Raw genomic sequence first — 17838 nt, 5'->3', positions numbered from 1 at the left:
ACTGCGACTTCACGAAGTAATTCAATGAGTTATATTGAAAAGTGATGGATATAAAACCGAGGCCGATAATAGAGTTTATCGGCCTAAAATAAAGGAATTAGCTAAAATAACGGTAGTGGGCTATTTCAGAATTCCTTTCACTATTTGTACATCTTGAATGCCTAAGCCGGTTAAATCAGCTAAGGTTATCTGCTGATCATTTTCTCTGAAAGGCAGATGTTGCGTTAACGCAGCCCCGATCTCGGTCAAGGCATGTTGCGCCAAAAGCCCTTGTTGGAATGCCTGAGAAACCTCACCAAATTCAGTGCATTGCGCCCATGAATCCACCAGAATCTTATCGGTTTTTGCCACTAATTCAGCAGCCAACTCGTGCTTACCCGCACCATCGGCACCGACGGCAGTAATATGAGTGCCAGGCTGAATATCTGCAGCAGTTAAAATAGCTTCCCGGCTGGGTGTGGTGGTGACAATAAACTGGCTGTGACGGGCGAGCTCTGAAGCATCTAACGTGGTTTTGACCTCAAAACCTTCGGTTTGAGCATATTGCCGGTATTCCTCTAATGCCGTTTCACTGCGCCCCCAAACCCATAGTTGGCGGCATGAAATGACATTTTTCAGGTACATAAGATGTAAGCGTGCCTGCATGCCAGTGCCGACCATGCCTATGGCGCTGATCATTTGTGGCGCACAAAGTTCAGCCACAATGCGCCCGGCCAGTGCTGTGCGCAGCGCCGTTAGCCAGCCTTCATCCAGTAGTAGGGCTTGTGGCTCACCGGTTTGTGCAGAAAACGCCATCATCAGCCCTTGATTACTGGCAAGACCCTGAGCAGGGTTATGATAAAACCCTCCTGAGACTTTTACTACGAAGAGACTGTCGCCTTGCAAATAGCCACTTTTAATACAGCAATCGCCATTAGCCTGCTCAAACAGCAAATGCTGCACTGGGGGCATTTGTACCTGTTTTTGGCTAAAAGCAATAAACCCCTCTTTGAGTAGTAACGTGATGGCATCAGCATCGAACTTGTCGAGAATCTGTTGCTTATTGAGAATAATCATTCGCTGACTGCCCCTAAATATTTTTCCAACACGATATTCTTCCCACACAACACCACTGCCACTTTCTTGCCTTGCCACTGCGGTGCCAGTTTCAGCGCTGCAGCTAAGGCCACGCCTGCGGCACCTTCAATCATCCAGCGGTCAGTGCGGGCAATCAAACGCATGGCATCTTTGATTTCCTCCTCACTCACCAACACTTTTTGGTCGATTAATTGCTGGCAAAGCGCAAAGGTTATGGCCCCCGGCTCAACGCCACCGGCTGTGCCATCAGACAATGTTGCTTGCTCCGCGACTTCCTGAATCTGGCCCTTTTCCAGGCAGGTATACATGCTGGTTGCATTGGCTGGCCAACAACCAATCACCTGTGTTTTGTCAGAGAGTTTCTTCAACACTGTCGCGATACCAGAAATCAGGCCACCGCCACCAACTGCAACAAAAACAGCATCAAGATCAGGTTGTTGCTCAACCATCTCCATGCCACAGGTGCCTTGCCCGGCAATAACTTGCTTGTCGTTATAAGGAGAAATATAGACTTTACCCTGCTGCTGTGCGGCCTGACTTGCCGCCAGTTCCGCGTTTAATGCATCACCGGGAACCAGTTCAATGTCGCCACCTAAGGCGCGGATAGCCTCTAACTTGATGGCAGCTGCTTGCTCGGGGGCATAAATAGTGGACTTCACCCCGGCCAACTTCCCAGCCAGCGCCATGGCCTGTCCATGGTTACCGGTAGAGGCGGTGATTACGCCCAGTTGGCGCTGTTCGTCAGTGAGTAAACGCAGTTTGTTGCTGGCACCGCGAAATTTAAAAGAACCGGTGTGTTGTAGGTGCTCACATTTGAGATAAATTTCACAGCCACTGTGTTGGGACAACAGCGGGCTATATTCCAATGGCGTCACTCTCACTTGTGGGCGTAATACCTGATGAGCTTCTTTGATGGCATCGAATAACGTATTCATATCGGTTCCTTTAAATTTTTTCAGCTATTTTTTATATTTTTCAGCTGGTTGTAAACGGTTGCTCGGGCAATGTTAAGAATCTTTGCGACATAGCCCGCGGCATTTTTGCCGTTAAATGCTCCCTGCTGATAAAGCGCCTCAATGAGCTTACGGCGGCTGACACTGTCTAGCGTGGCTAATGTAAGTTGCTGCTGTTGTAGCCAGTGATGGGTGTAGGTATTGATTCGCTCCTGCCAGTCATCCTGGAACAGAACATCAGGTTGTGGCTGTAATGGATGTCCTGACAGGAACACATCCAGCGCTGCTTTAGCGCTTTCAAAAACAGAAATATCCAGATTGATACACAGTAACCCGACTGGCTGTTTATCGTCATCCCGCAGCACGGTACTGATAGAACGCAACTGCCTACCATCCCAGTTCCGTTTTTGGTACGGACCGATGACCTGCGAGTGTTGGTCAAATTGCAGGTCAGTGAGATTGGAGTCTTCCCCTAATTCCCGCTGTGAATAGTTATTAGCGATATAAACCAATTTTTGGCTGGCGATATCGTGTATGGCAACTTCCGCATAAGGAGAGAAAAGAGTGGCAATCGCATCAGCGATTGGCTGGTATCGACTAAGCATAGGTTGGTTTTTTCTGGAATAAAAAATCCATATTAGACTTTTTTTTCTAAAAATACAGCGATATTTAAAAGGGAAGTGTGGAATGTAGTTTTGTTAGATTTCATAATAGAATTACTGTTTTTTTATACAGCCATCCTTTCATCTGGGTAAAATGAGTGATACTCTTACATTGAAAATTCCCAGAATGAGCAATCCTAAGATGGAAGAGTTGAATTTAATCGCAAATCAGATTGCTGAACAAGCACAACAGAAAGAACAAAAAAGATTACAGCAAGATAAAGAGCTTGTTCGACGTGTGTTGGAAATCTACGATCAAAAAGCGGTAGCTGAAGTTCTGCGAAAAGTCAGTAAATGTGAGTGGACTCGTGAAGCCCTTAATCGCTGGTATAACGGGAAATCCCTACAAAAGCCTCTAACCGAGGCTGAAATTGACATGTTACAGAAAATGCTACCTTCACCGCCCAAAAATCATCCTAATTATCAATTTCGTTTTATTGATCTCTTTGCAGGTATTGGTGGCATTCGAAAAGGTTTTGAGGCTATTGGCGGGCAGTGTGTTTTTACCAGCGAATGGAACCCTTATGCGGTACGCACATATAAAGCCAACTGGTATTGTGATCCAGTGGAGCATCGGTTCAATTCTGATATACGTGAAATCACGTTAAGTGAGAATACGGAAATATCGGATGAAGAAGCTTATAGAAATATAGATGAGCATATTCCCGACCATGATGTTTTACTTGCCGGTTTTCCTTGCCAACCATTTTCGTTAGCGGGTGTTTCAAAGAAAAACTCTCTGGGCCGTGCTCATGGTTTTGAATGTGAAGCGCAAGGCACACTATTTTTTGATGTCGCCAGAATTATTGCCTCAAAGAAACCTGCAATCTTTTTACTTGAGAATGTTAAGAATCTAAAAAGCCACGATAAAGGTAAAACCTTTCGGGTTATTATGAATACGCTTGATGAATTGGGTTATTCCGTCGCTGATGCAAATGCAGCCGGCTCACAAGATCCTAAGATCATAGATGGAAAGAATTTCCTGCCCCAACATAGAGAACGCATTGTTTTAGTTGGCTTTCGTAAAGACCTTAATATTGATAAAGACTTTACATTAAAAGATATAAATAAGTTTTTCCCTGAAAAACGTCCGGAATTTGGCGAATTACTTGAATCTGTTGTTGCTGATAAATACATACTGACTCCGCACTTGTGGAAGTATTTATATAATTATGCCAAAAAGCATCAGGCGAAAGGCAACGGCTTTGGATTTGGGTTAGTTGACCCAACAAACAGTGAGAGCGTGGCCAGAACATTATCTGCCCGTTACCACAAAGATGGTTCTGAGATTTTAGTTGATCGCGGTTGGGACAAAGCATTAGGGGAAACGGATTTTGATGATAAAAATAATCAAGCAAATCGCCCTCGCCGACTTACCCCAAAAGAGTGTGCCCGCCTGATGGGGTTTGAAATTCCGGGTCAAGAATCATTCCGCATTCCTGTGTCTGATACACAGGCTTACCGGCAATTTGGTAACTCCGTCGTTGTTCCTGTTTTTGCTGCTGTAGCTCAATTACTGGCTCCATTTATAGCAAAAGCAGTTAAAGTACGAAAAGATAAGGCAGCTTAATTATTATGGCTGATGTTCATTCTTCGGAAACGCGCAGTAAAAATATGAGAGCTATCCGAACAAAAGACACGGCCATAGAGGTTAAGTTAGCTAAATTACTTGATCAGTTAGAGCTTTCTTATAAATCCCAAGTTAGTAAACTTCCAGGCAAGCCCGATTTTGTTGTTGATGAATATCGGGCGATAATATTTGTTCATGGCTGTTTTTGGCATAAGCATAATTGCCATTTATTTAAGATTCCAACTACACGCACCGACTTTTGGTGTAACAAAATACAAGGGAACGTGAAAAGAGATAATGAAGTTATAAAGCGCCTCTCAGCTGATGGTTGGAAAGTTTTAGTTATCTGGGAATGTGCATTACGGGGCAAGCACAAACTAACAGATGATGATATTTCAGCGAGAGTGGAAGAGTGGATCTGTAGCAGTGAAGTCAATGCTCAAATTGATACGAAAGGCATTAGCCAAATGATAAGCCATTGACCGAATGCAGGTTAAAGACAACAAGAATTCGGCCGTATTATTTAACTAATAATTATACATATTTTTAGTTTCCTGAATAAAATCAGAAAGAGACATCAACTCATCACGAATAGCTTCAGGGTATTTTTTGTGAAGAGGTTGAGGAACCACTAATTGAACGCCTGCATCTTTCATTTCCTGAAATTGATTAACAGAAACACCTTCTTGAAGAGTAAAAAGATGTATTTTATCAATGCGATTTGCCTCACTGAGTGCCTGACGCCAGCGATCTTTACAGGTAGTTTTTACTGCAAGCATTCTTAATTTCCCTGAAGGAAATTCAATATCATAGTAAGCTTCAGCAGAGGGAAATAAAAAATCAGGTTTTTTATTACCTTCAGTGACACTCTGCGTGGCGAAATCAGTAAGATTATTTTCAACAAATATCTTCTCCAGATGTAATTCCAAAGATCTCCCTGCTCGTGATTTACGCCGATTACTTACTGAGTTAGCTAAGCTTATAAAATCATCAACAGAAGAAAATCCTGTTTTTACTATTTCCAAGACATGTAATTCTTCTATGCGGCGAAACAAAGAATATTCAGCATCACGTTTTTCAAGTAATAGTTCATCTGGGTTTAGACTTTTAAACTGGTATACTTTGGGCAGATAATTGATGATTTCAATTCCTGATGGGAATGCAACAGACCATTCTTCTGGAATAGCGTAATTACCGGGCTTCCAATCATCGCTTGTTACAGCAAAACCACCAAGAACCTGATTGGATGGGCCTGAAACTGAGAAATCTGGGATTATTTCTCCCGTCATGGATTCCAGTAGTTCTTCCTCAACCAGAGAATTACATAGCCATACATCAATGAAATCACAAATGCTGTTGGGTTGGCTATGAAAAGCAAAAACAGTCAGTGCCCCAGTATTTTCTTTATTTAGCAGTGGGCTACCTTTTCCCCAACGAGTAATACGTTTTTCATTACGTGTACCATCAAAATGACGGTTATTGTAATAAATAGCCCTAACTATACTTTCAATATTTCCATGGGAACTTATTCTGGCAGGTAAAAGAATATCAGGATTTTTTACATCAGTTCGTACGATAGAAGAGAACTGTTTTTCAATCACTTCTGTCGGGATATAGACCCCGGCTTGGTGACCGCCTGTTGCACCTGTATCATTTCCAGAAAGGCGCTTGATATAAATATGCCATTCACCAGATGATTTATCAGATAGCCAGTTATGGAAAGCAGACACAACCATGCTCCTTAGTGAGTTTTTTAAGATTAATTAGTAAGTTAAAGCCAGTAAGTACAGCAATTTAGTATCTATAACATATTAAGCTGGCATCAAGCTATTCGGAGTTATCATTTCTACATAAAATCTGATTGTTATGGATTTTAATAAATTGATTTTGCTTTAATTATTATACCATCCTATACCATCCTATAGCATACGATATTGCTTGTGGTGGTATGTTGCTTATTTGTTAGTGATATAATTTAGCTAAATTATTTAGCTTGTTGCATCGCCGGAGATCGGATGGCCAATCAGAAAGAGGTTTTCTTTCACCAACAACAGCTCACCTTTGCTCCCAGAGGTCATCAGCTCACTAACATCAATGTCTGGACGCCGGACAGTCAATGGCTGGCGTATGATGTGCGGCCCAACGGCAGTACATTTAATGGACTAACCATTGAGCGGGTTAATTGCATAACTCGTGAGATTGAAGTTATCTATCGTGCCCAGCATGGTGCACATGTTGGTGTGGTGACGGTGAGCCCTGACGAGCCTGCGCGCTATGTCTTTATCCACGGCCCAGAATATCCGGATAGCCACTGGCATTATGATTTTCATCATCGCCGTGGGGTGATTGTCACTGAACCGGATAGGGAACTGGCGGTGACACTGGATGCCATGGATATCAGCGCACCTTATACTGCCGGCGCATTACGCGGGGGTAGCCATGTACATGTTTTCAGCCCTGATGGCAGTCGCCTGAGCTTTACCTATAACGATCATGTGTTACATGAACGGGATCCCACTCTGGATTGTCGCAATGTCGGCGTGGCCCTGCCTCTGCATGGAGTTAATCCTCCCAAACAACATCCTCGTGAATATGATGGTAGCCACTTCTGTGTGTTAGTGACTCGCACCACACCTATGCCACTGGCGGGCAGTGACCAGATAAACCGGGCTTATGAAGAGGGGTGGGTGGGAACACAGGGTTATGTAAAAGCAGATGGCCGTCGCCAGCGTTGGGCGCTGGCATTTATTGGCGATACACTTTCAGCTCAAGGTGAGAAAATTTCGGAAATCTATCTTGTTGATTTACCTGAGCATGATAGGGATTATGCCCGAGCAGGGGCGGAACCCCTTGAGGGGACAAAAACCACTCTGCCAGCCCCCCCAATGGGGGTGCGTCAGCGGCGAATAACTTTTACGGCTGAGCGGCGTTTCCCCGGTCTTGCGACCAGCCCACGGCATTGGCTGCGCACATCACCTGACGGCAGTGCCATTGCTTGTTTGATGAAGGATGATAATGGTGTCGTGCAGTTATGGTTGGTTTCACCTAACGGGGGGAAACCACGGCAACTGACATTCACTGAGTGGGGAATTCAATCCGCTTTTAGCTGGCATCCACAAGGTCATAGTTTGTCGTTTATTAGTGATAACAGTGTGATGCTGTGTGATAGTACTACCGGTCAATTACAGCGGCTAACTACCCGTAGTGCCGTGGCGCCACTGGCGGATGCTGTCGTATTTTCACCGAATGGAACTCAAATTGCATTCATGCGGGAAATTGGCGGATTCACTCAAATCTTTACCGTAAATGTGCCTGAGTGATCGGCTAGCGCTTTTACGCGGGTAAGAGCGCTGCGAATGTAACTGAGAAGGGCATTGTCTATTGGGGGGGAGCCGTTGCCGTCTGATTTGCAGCTTCAGATTGGCGGACGCGCTCACGTGGTGAATTGGCCATTTTGTCGTCACTGTCAGACCGCAAATAATCATACGGCAACAACAAGGTATCCATCACCGCAGAGAAAGGCAAATCCACCGCCAGTAAGGGGCGTAGCGCCCAGCCGGTATTGTCATCTTTAAGCATGGCCACATTGGCTTCAGTGCCAGAGTAATAACCTTGGCTGCTGCTGGTGTGCGTCATAATACTGGAGCACCCGCTGGATAAAAGCAGCGAACAGCCGGTAACAAAAGGGATAACTGTATTTTTCATTATTTTATTCAGCTCTCATCATACCGGTTGATTATCACGCAATTGGCCCAATATTGATAAACAGGTTACACAGGTTAATACGTCACCAGTATCAGGTTTTATCATGACTTTTTATACCACCTTACAGACAGTTCCTATGGTTAAAGATTCAATCTTGTGGCTTAAATCGACTTAAGTGTAAGTTATAGCAACGCATTTATCGAATAATTAGATTAATAAACGTCTGATTGAGACATTTCCCGCAAAAAATTTTTTTTATTTTGCCCTTGAAAAGAAAAAGACCGGTCCCATTTTATTATTAGGTCAGAGAGAATACGCCGACAGGGTATTCAGACCACTAGCCTGTCCATGGTGGAAGGCTTAATAGAAAATATGATAACACCCTTGCTAATATATTTAGGAGGCAGTTTTTATGCGTAATTCCGAGCTTGCACCATTATATCGTTCAGCTATCGGTTTCGACCGGTTGTTCAATTTATTAGAATCTGGTCAGAACCAAAGCAATGGCGGTTATCCTCCATATAACGTCGAGTTAGTCGACGAAAATAACTACCGCATTGCTATCGCGGTGGCAGGCTTTGCAGAACCGGAACTGGAAATCGTAACACAAGATAACCTGTTGATTGTTCGTGGTTCTCATACCAGTGAGCCAGCACAGAAAACTTATTTATATCAAGGTATCGCTGAACGCAATTTCGAGCGGAAATTCCAGTTGGCGGAGCACATTAAAATCAAAGGTGCCAACCTGGTGAATGGTTTACTGTATATCGATCTTGAGCGGTTAGTACCTGAGAGTCTAAAACCACGTCGTATTGAAATTAAGTAATTTACTTAATAGTGTGAGTTATTCGCATTATTAACACAGAGTTCGGCCTGCCGTAGTCGGGGGTCGACCGGTCGCGAATTGATAGTGAAAAATAATATAACGTCAGTATTTTGCGTTAGGGTTTTTTATATCGAAATTTCGTGACTGTTTATTATGTTATGCCTAATAAATTTCAAGATGCGGGAAGAGAGCCAACACGCCGCAACTTGAAAGATAACGGCAATATCTCGCTTCAAAGAAGGAGTTATATATGCGTAATTATGATTTGTCACCTTTGCTTCGTCAGTGGATTGGTTTTGATAAATTAGCCAGCTCAATGCAAGGCGGTCAGGATTCTCAGGGGTTCCCTCCATACAATATTGAGAAAACTGACGATAACCACTATCGCATCTCTCTGGCATTGGCCGGTTTTAAACAGAGCGAATTGGATATTGAAGTTGAAGGTCCGCGTTTGACTGTTCGCGGCAAGCCAACACCAGTGGAAAAACAGGTTGAATACCTGCATCAAGGTCTGGTTCGCAAAGAGTTCTCATTGACCTTTACTCTGGCAGAGCATCTGAATGTTGATAATGCTCAGTTTGAAAATGGCCTGCTGCACATTGATCTGTTGCGCCAGGTGCCAGAAGAGCTGCAACCACAGCGCATTCGTATCGGTAGTGCTGCACCGCAAGAGCACCAGGTATTAGATAACCCGGTTGCAACTGAACAGCAGTAATTATGATGACCGGCACCTCTCTCCGGGGTGTCGGTAAGTATTACCCTCTCCTTGTTGTGTCCTTTAGCATCATGCTTTTTATCTGTTAATTTTTTTCACCGGAGAGATTCCCCGCTCTCCGGTGCGTTTTGTGGTGCATCCCACATTCAATTGCCCCCCCTTCTGACAGAATCCTTATTAATTGTAAGAATTTAAGGCCATGTATGACATGAGTAGTATTTCACCTGGCCGACCGGTTTTTAAACTTAGGCAAGGAAGTGATTTATGAGTGATATCGCCCTTACCGTCAGTATGTTGGCGCTAGTCGCCGTATTGGGGTTATGGATCGGTAATTGGAAAGTCTATGGTGTGGGGTTAGGTATCGGCGGGGTGCTATTTGGCGGCATTATTGTGGGCCACTTTGCACAAACCTATCAGTTGGTTCTCAACGGGGACATGCTGCATTTCATTCAGGAATTTGGTCTGATTCTGTTTGTTTACACTATCGGTATTCAAGTGGGGCCGGGGTTCTTCTCCTCACTGCGGGTATCGGGGCTACGACTTAACTGCTTTGCTATTCTGATGGTGATTGTTGGTGGGTTAGTCACCGCAATTATCCATAAATTGTTCGCTGTACCGCTGCCCATCATTTTGGGTGTATTTTCAGGGGCAGTGACTAACACTCCGGCACTTGGGGCGGCACAGCAAATCCTCACTGATTTAGGCTCACCACCACAGTTGGTTAGCCAAATGGGTATGGGCTATGCCATGGCTTATCCATTTGGTATTTGTGGCATTTTACTGGTGATGTGGCTGATTCGTTTGTTCTTTAAAATCAACGTCGATCGTGAAGCGAAAGATTTTGATAGCAGCCACGGGCAAAATCGTGAATTACTCCAAACCATGAATGTGGCGGTACGTAACGCTAACCTGCATGGCTTATCAGTACAGGATGTGCCATTGCTAAATAGTGATGACGTCGTCTGTTCCCGTCTGAAACGGGGTGATTTGCTGATGGTGCCACTGCCCGCGACCGTCATTGAACTGGGGGATTATCTGCATTTAGTTGGGCAGCGCGAAGCCTTGGAGAAAGTGCTGCTGGTGGTGGGGGAAGAGGTGGATGTCACCCTGTCTACTGCTGGTACGGCACTGCAAACGGCTCGCGTGGTCGTGACTAACGAAGCCGTGTTGGGTAAAAAAATCCGTGACCTTAATCTGAAGCAGAAGTATGACGTGGCTATCACCCGCTTAAACCGTGCCGGTATTGAGCTGGTTGCCAGTAACAGCGCCAGTTTGCAATTCGGTGACATCCTTAATTTGGTGGGCCGCCCAGAGGCTATCGAGGCAGTCTCTGCGGTTGTGGGTAACGCACAACAGAAACTGCAACAAGTGCAAATGCTACCGGTTTTCATCGGAGTCGGGTTGGGGGTGTTGTTAGGATCAATACCTCTGTTTATTCCGGGGTTCCCAGCTGCATTGCGTTTAGGTTTGGCCGGTGGCCCGCTAGTGGTGGCGTTAATTCTTGGTCGTATCGGTAGTATCGGAAAGCTGTATTGGTTTATGCCACCGAGCGCCAACCTGGCTTTGCGTGAACTGGGGATTGTGCTGTTCTTATCCGTGGTCGGGCTGAAGTCTGGCGGTGATTTTATCAATACTTTGGTGAATGGCGATGGGCTGGCATGGATTGGCTACGGCGCGATGATAACCGGGATACCTTTGCTGACGGTGGGGATTCTGGCGCGTATGTTGGTCAAGATGAACTACCTGACCTTGTGCGGCATGCTGGCCGGTTCAATGACCGATCCACCGGCGTTGGCGTTTGCTAATGGCCTGCACCCGACAAGTGGTGCGGCGGCATTGTCTTATGCAACAGTTTATCCGCTGGCGATGTTCTTACGAATAATGTCGCCGCAGATTTTGGCAGTGTTGTTTTGGACGACGATGTAGTGCAGGGAAGTTACATGAGATAGTTATGTAGCATGAGGGCCACTTAATCAGTGGCCCTCATGCTATATGTCGTTAGAAATTACTTCGCTTCCTGAAACGCCAGCTCAATCTCTTCCGCCAGAATAGCCACGCCCTTTTCTATCTGCTCCGGTTCCGGCACATAATTCATCCGCATACATTGATGGGTATGTGGCCAGTCATATCCCAGACCGGGGAAGAAGTAGTGACCGGGCACCATCAACACACCACGTTTTTTCAGGCGCTGATAGAGCAGTTCGGTGCTAATCGGCAAATCTTTAAACCATAACCACAGGAAGATAGCCCCCTCTGGCTTGTGGATCAGGCAGCGCTCTGGCGGCAAATACTTACGTAGAATGGCGATGGTCTGCTGTACCCGTTCAAAATAGAATGGCCGGATTACCTCGTTGGATAAACGTAATAAATCACCGCGCTCAATCATTTCAGCCGCGATAGCTGGCCCCATGCTGCCCGGTGACAAACTAATAATGCCATTCATATTGGTGATGGCTGAAATCACTTTTTCATCGGCTATCACAATCCCACAGCGTGAGCCCGGCAGGCCAAGCTTCGACAAACTCATGCATAGGATAATATTCGGGTTCCACAGCGGAGTTGCATCGGTGAAGATGATGCCGGGGAAAGGCACACCATAGGCGTTATCAATCAATAGCGGAATATTTCGCTGTTGAGCAATAGCATCAAGGCGGATTAACTCTTCGTCAGTAATGACATTACCGGTCGGATTGGTCGGCCGTGAAACGCAGATCAGACCAATATCGTCGGTAATATTGAGGTGCTCAAAATCGACGTGATATTTGAATTGGCCTTCTGGCAGTAACTCAATATTGGGTTTGGCAGAGACAAATAAATCTTCATCCAGACCTGCATCAGCGTAACCGAGATACTCTGGCGCCAGTGGGAACAATACCCGACGGCGGCTACCATCAGCATAGCGGCCAGCGAATAAATTAAATAAGTAGAAAAATGCACTTTGACTACCATTTGTCAGTGCAATGTTCTGTGGCTCAATTTGCCAACCCAGCTCATCACGCAGCATTTTTGCCAGTGATTTTAGCAATAAATCTTTGCCCTGTGGCCCGTCATAATTACATAGCGCCTCGGTCAACTGCCCACGCTCCAGCATCTCCTGACACAGTTGCTGGAAGTAAGCATCCATCTCTGGGATATGTGCCGGATTACCGCCGCCGAGCATGATAGAACCGGGGGTTCTCAAGCCGTCATTGAGGTCGTCCATCAGTCTGGTAATGCCCGCGTAGCGGGTAAATTTGTCGCCGAAAAGTGAAAACTTCATAAATGAAAATTTATTGTTATCCGTAAGTGAACAAGTACCATACTCGCAGATAAAAGCGGGTGCAATGCGGAAAGATTTCTTCCTGCCGCGTAAAAATAGCGGCAGGAAGTGTTATTGCGGAATAATACGCTAGGTTACTCTTTTTTGTCTCCGACCCAAACGACCAACACTTTATCGCCCTGATGTTGGCGACTAAAGGCATAGTAATCAGCAGTTTGTTGAGATTGTTGCACGCCAGCCCCAATGGCGGGATGGCGTGCACGGAACTGGCTGACTTTTTGCCAATGCGCCAATAACCCACCTTTTGCACCTGACAGTTCATTCCAGTTCATATCTGAACGCGTGCCTTGCAAGGGGTCTGAGCCGGTTGGACCAAAATCTCGCCCACTTTCATCGCCATAGAAGATTTGCACGGCTCCCGGTGCCAGCAGCAGCAGATCGCCCGCTCGCTGCTGTTTCAGCAACGATTCTTGTGCATCATCTTTAAAAAATAACCGAGTATCATGGGATGATATGTAACTCAACACATTGAAACCTTGCAGTTTATCGGCCATTTGCTGATAAGTGACGTCAATAGATGAGAAGCATGTTAGCGCCTGTTTTGCCTGATCCTGAAAATCAAAGTTAATCATGGCATCGAAGCCATTTTGGTAGTAATCACTTTTCATCACCCCATGGCCCCAAGCCTCTCCCGTCATCCAGAACGGTAAGTTATCCAGTGCCTGCTCAGGGTGAGCGGCTTTCCATGCGGCCAGTGCGGCGGTGGATTGCTGCTTAAGTTGTTGCCAGGCGGGCTTCTCAACATGTTTGGCGGTATCAACCCGAAAACCGTCAATACCATAATCACGAATCCATTGACTTAACCACTGAGTGAGGTAATCACGTGGTGTCGCGCCGGGAATTTCCCTCGCAGCAGTATCCGGCTTATTACGATAAAATACCGGCAACCCACTGGGTTGGGTTGATTCTGTTTTAATGTCCGGCAGGAAAGCTAACGACATGGTCAGATCGTCATAGCCGGGGGCGTCATAGTCGCCAATATCAGTGCGGATCCACTTATTGCCCCACCAGTTGTCCCAAGCTGCTTTATCACCAAAATTAATATAATCGTTGAAACTATGCCAAGTCTGCCCTGTGCCTGGCGTCCAGTTGGTCCAATTTTTACCCAGTGTTTTTTCTAATTGATCGCCTGGTAGATAAAGCGCGCCAAACTGGTAGCTCTGCATATCTGCCAAAGTGGCGTATCCGACATGATTCATTACAACATCAAATAGAATGCGGATACCGCGTTTATGGGCCTGTTCAACCAGCTTATGCAGATCTTGCTCGGTGCCCATATTGGCATCCAGGCGCGTCCAATCTAACCCGTAATAGCCGTGGTAAGCATAATGGGGGAAGTCACCTTTGGTGCCGCCGCCGACCCAGCCGTGTATTTGTTCCAGCGGCGAGCTTATCCACAGCGCATTGACACCAAGCTGTTGCAAATAATCAAGTTTCTCAGTGAGCCCGGCAAGGTCACCACCATGGAAGGTGCCGATTTCTTGCATTCCATCACCATGGCGGCCATAGCTGTGATCATTCGCCGGATTACCATTTTTGAAGCGATCGGTCAGCGCAAAATAGACAGTAGCATTCTGCCAACTGAATGGGGCCGCTTGCTGGGTTTGTGCTGATTCCAGCAGTAGTAAGCCACCACTCTCCGGGCTGGGCTGGAGGGTGATTTTACCGAGGGAGACTTTGGTTATTTGGCCGGAGTAGAAATCTCGTACCATTTCACCTTCAGCGAAAGTTTTGCTCACATTAATGGTCACGGGTTTGCCATCCCAGCGCTGGCAACTGTGTGTCACAACACTGACGGCTTCTGCTACCGGTTCTTTGAGAGTTAAGGTCAGAGTTGGGGTGCCGCTGCGAGTATCAATCCGCGCCTGATACTGACCATCACGGAACAGTCGCCATTGGATGTCGGCCTGATTCTGGCAAGGTTGTAATGAAAAGGTCTGATTCAGTTTTACTGGTCCGGTGGGCTGCCAGCACTGTTTATCTTGATAAAACTTGAGTGGATATTCACCTTTGGTGAGGGCGCTGCTGCTAACGAAAACACCGCTATCTTGTTCAGTAAATGTTGGGAAATGCTGTAGTGACCAGTTCGCCATTGCTGCTGGTGGAATCAAGAGTAGCAAAGGGAGCCCAAAATATTTCATGGCGCTTCTTCCTTGGGTCTGAGAACAGATAAAGTTTTATCAGTAGCAGTGTGCCGACGGGTGAATAAATAGCCTCATCCCTGAGCAATTTTTGCAGGGAGGAGGAGGGTGGATGAGGGGAGTTTGGCCTGCTTGCAGGCCAGTAGGCGGATTTCTTTAACTTATTACTTTTTTAACACCTGCGGATTGACGCAGTTTTCTGTCACCGTGCCGGTCAGTGCCGTAATCAGGTTATCCACCGCGCAAGCTGCCATGTTGTAGCGAGTCTCGGTGGTCGCGGAACCAATATGTGGCACGGCAACCACATTGCGTAACTTGAGTAATGGCGATTCCACTGGCAGTGGTTCTTGCTCAAATACATCCAGCCCGGCGGCATGAATGGTGCCATCTTGCAGGGCGGCAATCAGCGCCTGCTCATCCACTACCGGCCCACGGCCCGCATTGATCAGAATGGCGCTGGGCTTCATTTTAGCCAGTTGCTCGCGGCTAATCATATGATAAGTCTGCTCGGTCATCGGCAAGGTAATACAGAGAAAATCGACTTCAGCCAGTAAGTCATCCAGCGAACAGCGGCGAGCACCAAAGCGCTTTTCAGCTTCTTCATGTGGACGTCGGCTGGTGTATAACACCGGCATACTAAAACCAAAGTGTGCGCGCTGAGCCAGAGCCATACCAATACGGCCCATGCCAAGGATGCCAATCGTTTTGTGATGAACATCAACACCATACCAGTCATCACCAACACTTTCCTGCCACTCACCAGCTTTCACTCGCTCCGACAGCTCAACCACGCGACGTGCAGTAGACAACACCAATGCCATCATGGTGTCAGCGACGGTTTCGGTGAGCACAGTGGGGGTGTGCATCAAGGCAATTCCCCGTTGATTTAGGGCTTCCACATCAAAATTATCATAGCCAACAGAAATGGTTGAGGCCGCGCGCAAGTGTGGCGCTAATTGCAAAAAATCCGAATCAATCTTGCCACCAGAACCAATAAGCCCCTCTGCCTGTTGTAGGGCAGATAAGAGTTCAGGTTGATTGTCCGGCGTTAAACCATCAAAACTGTTTACAGTAAAATGTTGCGCTAAACGTTGGTACAGATCGGTGGGAATACTTTTGTACAGCACAATGGAAGGCTTCATCACAAGTCACATCTCCAGATAGGTGAGATCTAAAGCCAGCATAACAGTGATCACTACGATGGGATCAAGCGCTAATCACCCTGATAATGTTACAGCGAATGAAAACACCAACTTGCTTGCACAGATTGGTGTTTTAGTTTTACTGCTGGCAATGTTATTAACTCGCAGTATTAACCGACAGTGCCTGAGACCGAATAGCCGCGCAACGTAGCGCAGTGATAATCGCCAGTGCTGGCGCAATGGTATACAGGGTGAAGAGCCAGTGCGCGGTATTTTCTGCGCCGGCGATACCACCGGGTTCATTGAGGCCCGAGAGGTTAGCCACCATACCGGCGAGGGCTGCTCCCACCGCAGTTGCAAACATCTGTACTGTGGTAATGGAAGCCCCGGCAATATCTTTATCTTCTTCGGCGGCAACTTGCAAAATACGGGTCAATAGGTGTGGCCAGCCAAAACCAATACCAAAGCCAACTAGGGTAAGCGCAATGGCAATCGGTGCCATCTGCTGCCAGCTACCCAGTGAGCTGATTGGCATCAGAATAGACAGTGCCACGATCCCCGCCAGCACAATAATTGGGCCGCTGATAATCGCCCAGCGAATACCTGACTTTTTCCACCCCGCACTCATCACTTCTGAAATCGTCCAGCCTGCGGCCATGGTGGCCGCAATATAGCCCGAAATTAGCGGTGACTGACCGTGTAGTGTTTGCAAGAAATAGGGGACGAAAATCTCGCAAGTGATACCGATAGCCAGTAAAGAAACGGTGATATAGAGAGCCGCCAAGGGAGAATTAAGCCGTAATGCCCCTCTGGGCAATAAACGTGAAGTTGCACGAGATTCAATGCGCAATAGCAGCACCAGCAGCAAGATGGCTAACACCATTCCTACCAAATTCGTCAGACCACTACTGGCAATGCTGCTGGCGGAAATGGTCAGCACAATCGCGGTTAATAGCACCAGTTGGGTCACCGGTAAGGCTGAGGTGACGGCGGTGCTGGACTTGCCTGCTGGCAGGATACGCCAGGTAAAAATGGCATAAATCAGAGTGATCGGCAGTAATGTCCAAAAAGCAAAACGCCAGGCGTTCATTTCAGCAAATATACCGCCAATTGCTGGGCCAATAAGCGTTGCCACCCCCCACATTCCCGAAATAAGCGCCATCGCCCTTGGCCATAATGATTGTGGAAATACCAGATTAATCATGGCGTAAGAGAGGGCGAACAGAAAACCACCCCCCAAACCTTGCACCGTGCGGCCAACTAACATCAATGGCATATTCGGTGCCATGGCACAAAGGGCACTGCCCAGCATAAAGGTCAATGAGGCAAATAAGTATGCGCTGCGAGCACCGTAGCCACTGAGTAATCGAGCTGAAAGTGCTGAACCAAGGATTGAAGCAGTGACAAATAGGGTGGTATTCCAGGCGTAGAGATTCAGGCCATTAATCTCTAGCACCACGGAGGGCAAAATGGTGGTAGCGATATAGATATTGATGGCATGTAAGACAACACCACCCGACAGGGCTATAGCAAAAGCCGCATTTTTACCGGAGAACAAATCACTCCATCGGCTTGCATCATTCATTATCACGTTTCCATCCTGTCAGAAATCTGGTTATTGAGTTGAGATTGTTGTTACGGTAAAGTTAAACAAGTAAATTCTTGGAATAAATTAGGCCAGTTACCAACAATAAGTCAAGTATATGCTTGTTAAATGTTATGCTAGCA

Annotated in this window: 16 protein-coding genes; 7 read left to right on the top strand and 9 right to left on the bottom strand. The window is 46.5% G+C overall.

Translation table 11 applies throughout. The annotated features are described in order from the left end of the window. Nucleotides 1-120: 120 nt before the first annotated feature. The 3 genes from DJ58_RS09250 to DJ58_RS09260 are packed head-to-tail and all read right to left on the bottom strand — an operon-like array spanning nucleotide 121 to nucleotide 2635. Nucleotides 121-1056, bottom strand: coding sequence for an ornithine cyclodeaminase family protein (locus DJ58_RS09250; protein ID WP_032910577.1), 936 nt, complete (start codon nucleotides 1054-1056; stop codon nucleotides 121-123). Next, nucleotides 1053-2012 (bottom strand): threonine/serine dehydratase, encoded by a 960-nt coding sequence (locus tag DJ58_RS09255; protein WP_004707285.1) that lies wholly within the window; start codon nucleotides 2010-2012, stop codon nucleotides 1053-1055. The genes DJ58_RS09250 and DJ58_RS09255 overlap by 4 nt, the downstream gene beginning before the upstream one ends. A 20-nt stretch (nucleotides 2013-2032) precedes the next feature. After that, nucleotides 2033-2635 (bottom strand): helix-turn-helix transcriptional regulator, encoded by a 603-nt coding sequence (locus DJ58_RS09260; RefSeq protein WP_004707284.1) that lies wholly within the window; start codon nucleotides 2633-2635, stop codon nucleotides 2033-2035. Nucleotides 2636-2834: 199 nt separating this feature from the next. On the opposite strand from DJ58_RS09260, the gene DJ58_RS09265 reads away from it, so the two are divergent. Then, nucleotides 2835-4262 carry a DNA cytosine methyltransferase gene (locus tag DJ58_RS09265; protein WP_004707283.1) on the top strand — a complete coding sequence of 476 codons (1428 nt, stop codon included), beginning with the start codon at nucleotides 2835-2837 and terminating at the stop codon, nucleotides 4260-4262. A 5-nt stretch (nucleotides 4263-4267) separates the two neighbouring features. Continuing rightward, nucleotides 4268-4744, top strand: coding sequence for a very short patch repair endonuclease (locus DJ58_RS09270; RefSeq protein ID WP_004707282.1), 477 nt, complete (start codon nucleotides 4268-4270; stop codon nucleotides 4742-4744). A 45-nt stretch (nucleotides 4745-4789) separates the two neighbouring features. Here DJ58_RS09270 and DJ58_RS09275 read toward each other — a convergent pair whose 3' ends face one another. Further along, nucleotides 4790-5998: a type II restriction endonuclease gene (locus tag DJ58_RS09275; RefSeq protein ID WP_004707281.1), complete on the bottom strand. Its 1209-nt coding sequence runs from the start codon at nucleotides 5996-5998 to the stop codon at nucleotides 4790-4792. 279 nt (nucleotides 5999-6277) lie between these two features. On the opposite strand from DJ58_RS09275, the gene DJ58_RS09280 reads away from it, so the two are divergent. Beyond that, a complete protein-coding gene (locus DJ58_RS09280) occupies nucleotides 6278-7582 on the top strand; it encodes a YidR family protein (RefSeq protein WP_032913248.1) in 1305 nt (434 codons plus the stop codon). A gap of 58 nt (nucleotides 7583-7640) precedes the next feature. Here DJ58_RS09280 and DJ58_RS09285 read toward each other — a convergent pair whose 3' ends face one another. After that, on the bottom strand, nucleotides 7641-7967 hold the full coding sequence (locus DJ58_RS09285) for a YceK/YidQ family lipoprotein (RefSeq protein ID WP_004707278.1): 327 nt from the start codon (nucleotides 7965-7967) through the stop codon (nucleotides 7641-7643). Nucleotides 7968-8379: 412 nt separating this feature from the next. Here DJ58_RS09285 and ibpA point away from each other — a divergent pair, with 412 nt between their 5' ends. From ibpA to DJ58_RS09300, 3 genes are all read left to right on the top strand, one after another. Next, a complete protein-coding gene (gene ibpA, locus DJ58_RS09290; RefSeq protein WP_004707277.1) occupies nucleotides 8380-8793 on the top strand; it encodes a small heat shock chaperone IbpA in 414 nt (137 codons plus the stop codon). A gap of 250 nt (nucleotides 8794-9043) precedes the next feature. Then, nucleotides 9044-9508 (top strand): small heat shock chaperone IbpB, encoded by a 465-nt coding sequence (gene ibpB / locus DJ58_RS09295; protein ID WP_004707276.1) that lies wholly within the window; start codon nucleotides 9044-9046, stop codon nucleotides 9506-9508. A gap of 264 nt (nucleotides 9509-9772) precedes the next feature. Further along, entirely contained in the window at nucleotides 9773-11434 is a 1662-nt protein-coding gene (locus DJ58_RS09300; protein ID WP_004707275.1) for a putative transporter, read from the top strand. A 79-nt stretch (nucleotides 11435-11513) separates the two neighbouring features. Here DJ58_RS09300 and DJ58_RS09305 read toward each other — a convergent pair whose 3' ends face one another. Continuing rightward, a complete protein-coding gene (locus tag DJ58_RS09305) occupies nucleotides 11514-12767 on the bottom strand; it encodes a valine--pyruvate transaminase (protein ID WP_004707274.1) in 1254 nt (417 codons plus the stop codon). On the opposite strand from DJ58_RS09305, the gene DJ58_RS24140 reads away from it, so the two are divergent. Continuing rightward, nucleotides 12742-12900, top strand: a complete 159-nt coding sequence (locus DJ58_RS24140; protein WP_353739736.1) for a hypothetical protein — start codon at nucleotides 12742-12744, stop codon at nucleotides 12898-12900. The genes DJ58_RS09305 and DJ58_RS24140 overlap by 26 nt on opposite strands. A gap of 1 nt (nucleotide 12901) precedes the next feature. Here the strand turns inward: DJ58_RS24140 and DJ58_RS09310 are convergent, their stop codons facing one another. The 3 genes from DJ58_RS09310 to DJ58_RS09320 all read right to left on the bottom strand — a co-directional run bounded on the left by DJ58_RS09310 (nucleotide 12902) and on the right by DJ58_RS09320 (nucleotide 17695). Next, nucleotides 12902-14968: an alpha-amylase gene (locus tag DJ58_RS09310; protein ID WP_004707273.1), complete on the bottom strand. Its 2067-nt coding sequence runs from the start codon at nucleotides 14966-14968 to the stop codon at nucleotides 12902-12904. Nucleotides 14969-15132: 164 nt separating this feature from the next. After that, on the bottom strand, nucleotides 15133-16110 hold the full coding sequence (ghrB, locus tag DJ58_RS09315) for a glyoxylate/hydroxypyruvate reductase GhrB (RefSeq protein WP_004707272.1): 978 nt from the start codon (nucleotides 16108-16110) through the stop codon (nucleotides 15133-15135). Between the two features lie 157 nt (nucleotides 16111-16267). Then, nucleotides 16268-17695, bottom strand: a complete 1428-nt coding sequence (locus tag DJ58_RS09320) for an MFS transporter (protein WP_004707271.1) — start codon at nucleotides 17693-17695, stop codon at nucleotides 16268-16270. Nucleotides 17696-17838: the final 143 nt, after the last annotated feature.

It is taken from the genome of Yersinia frederiksenii ATCC 33641 (assembly GCF_000754805.1).
In the GTDB taxonomy this organism is placed as follows: domain Bacteria; phylum Pseudomonadota; class Gammaproteobacteria; order Enterobacterales; family Enterobacteriaceae; genus Yersinia; species Yersinia frederiksenii.
The sequence above is the reverse complement of the archived record's forward strand: the minus strand, read 5'-3'. Positions and strand labels throughout refer to the sequence as shown.

What these genes read in the sequence shown, in the direction of transcription:
- DJ58_RS09255 (WP_004707285.1), bottom strand. Translation starts at nt 2,012, where the DNA reads ATGAATACGTTATTCGATGCCATCAAAGAAGCTCATCAGGTATTACGC.
- ibpB (WP_004707276.1), top strand. Translation starts at nt 9,044, where the DNA reads ATGCGTAATTATGATTTGTCACCTTTGCTTCGTCAGTGGATTGGTTTT.
- DJ58_RS09260 (WP_004707284.1), bottom strand. Translation starts at nt 2,635, where the DNA reads ATGCTTAGTCGATACCAGCCAATCGCTGATGCGATTGCCACTCTTTTC.
- DJ58_RS09285 (WP_004707278.1), bottom strand. Translation starts at nt 7,967, where the DNA reads ATGAAAAATACAGTTATCCCTTTTGTTACCGGCTGTTCGCTGCTTTTA.
- DJ58_RS09300 (WP_004707275.1), top strand. Translation starts at nt 9,773, where the DNA reads ATGAGTGATATCGCCCTTACCGTCAGTATGTTGGCGCTAGTCGCCGTA.
- DJ58_RS09305 (WP_004707274.1), bottom strand. Translation starts at nt 12,767, where the DNA reads ATGAAGTTTTCACTTTTCGGCGACAAATTTACCCGCTACGCGGGCATT.
- DJ58_RS09265 (WP_004707283.1), top strand. Translation starts at nt 2,835, where the DNA reads ATGGAAGAGTTGAATTTAATCGCAAATCAGATTGCTGAACAAGCACAA.
- DJ58_RS09270 (WP_004707282.1), top strand. Translation starts at nt 4,268, where the DNA reads ATGGCTGATGTTCATTCTTCGGAAACGCGCAGTAAAAATATGAGAGCT.
- DJ58_RS09250 (WP_032910577.1), bottom strand. Translation starts at nt 1,056, where the DNA reads ATGATTATTCTCAATAAGCAACAGATTCTCGACAAGTTCGATGCTGAT.
- ghrB (WP_004707272.1), bottom strand. Translation starts at nt 16,110, where the DNA reads ATGAAGCCTTCCATTGTGCTGTACAAAAGTATTCCCACCGATCTGTAC.
- DJ58_RS09310 (WP_004707273.1), bottom strand. Translation starts at nt 14,968, where the DNA reads ATGAAATATTTTGGGCTCCCTTTGCTACTCTTGATTCCACCAGCAGCA.
- DJ58_RS09320 (WP_004707271.1), bottom strand. Translation starts at nt 17,695, where the DNA reads ATGAATGATGCAAGCCGATGGAGTGATTTGTTCTCCGGTAAAAATGCG.
- DJ58_RS09275 (WP_004707281.1), bottom strand. Translation starts at nt 5,998, where the DNA reads ATGGTTGTGTCTGCTTTCCATAACTGGCTATCTGATAAATCATCTGGT.
- ibpA (WP_004707277.1), top strand. Translation starts at nt 8,380, where the DNA reads ATGCGTAATTCCGAGCTTGCACCATTATATCGTTCAGCTATCGGTTTC.
- DJ58_RS09280 (WP_032913248.1), top strand. Translation starts at nt 6,278, where the DNA reads ATGGCCAATCAGAAAGAGGTTTTCTTTCACCAACAACAGCTCACCTTT.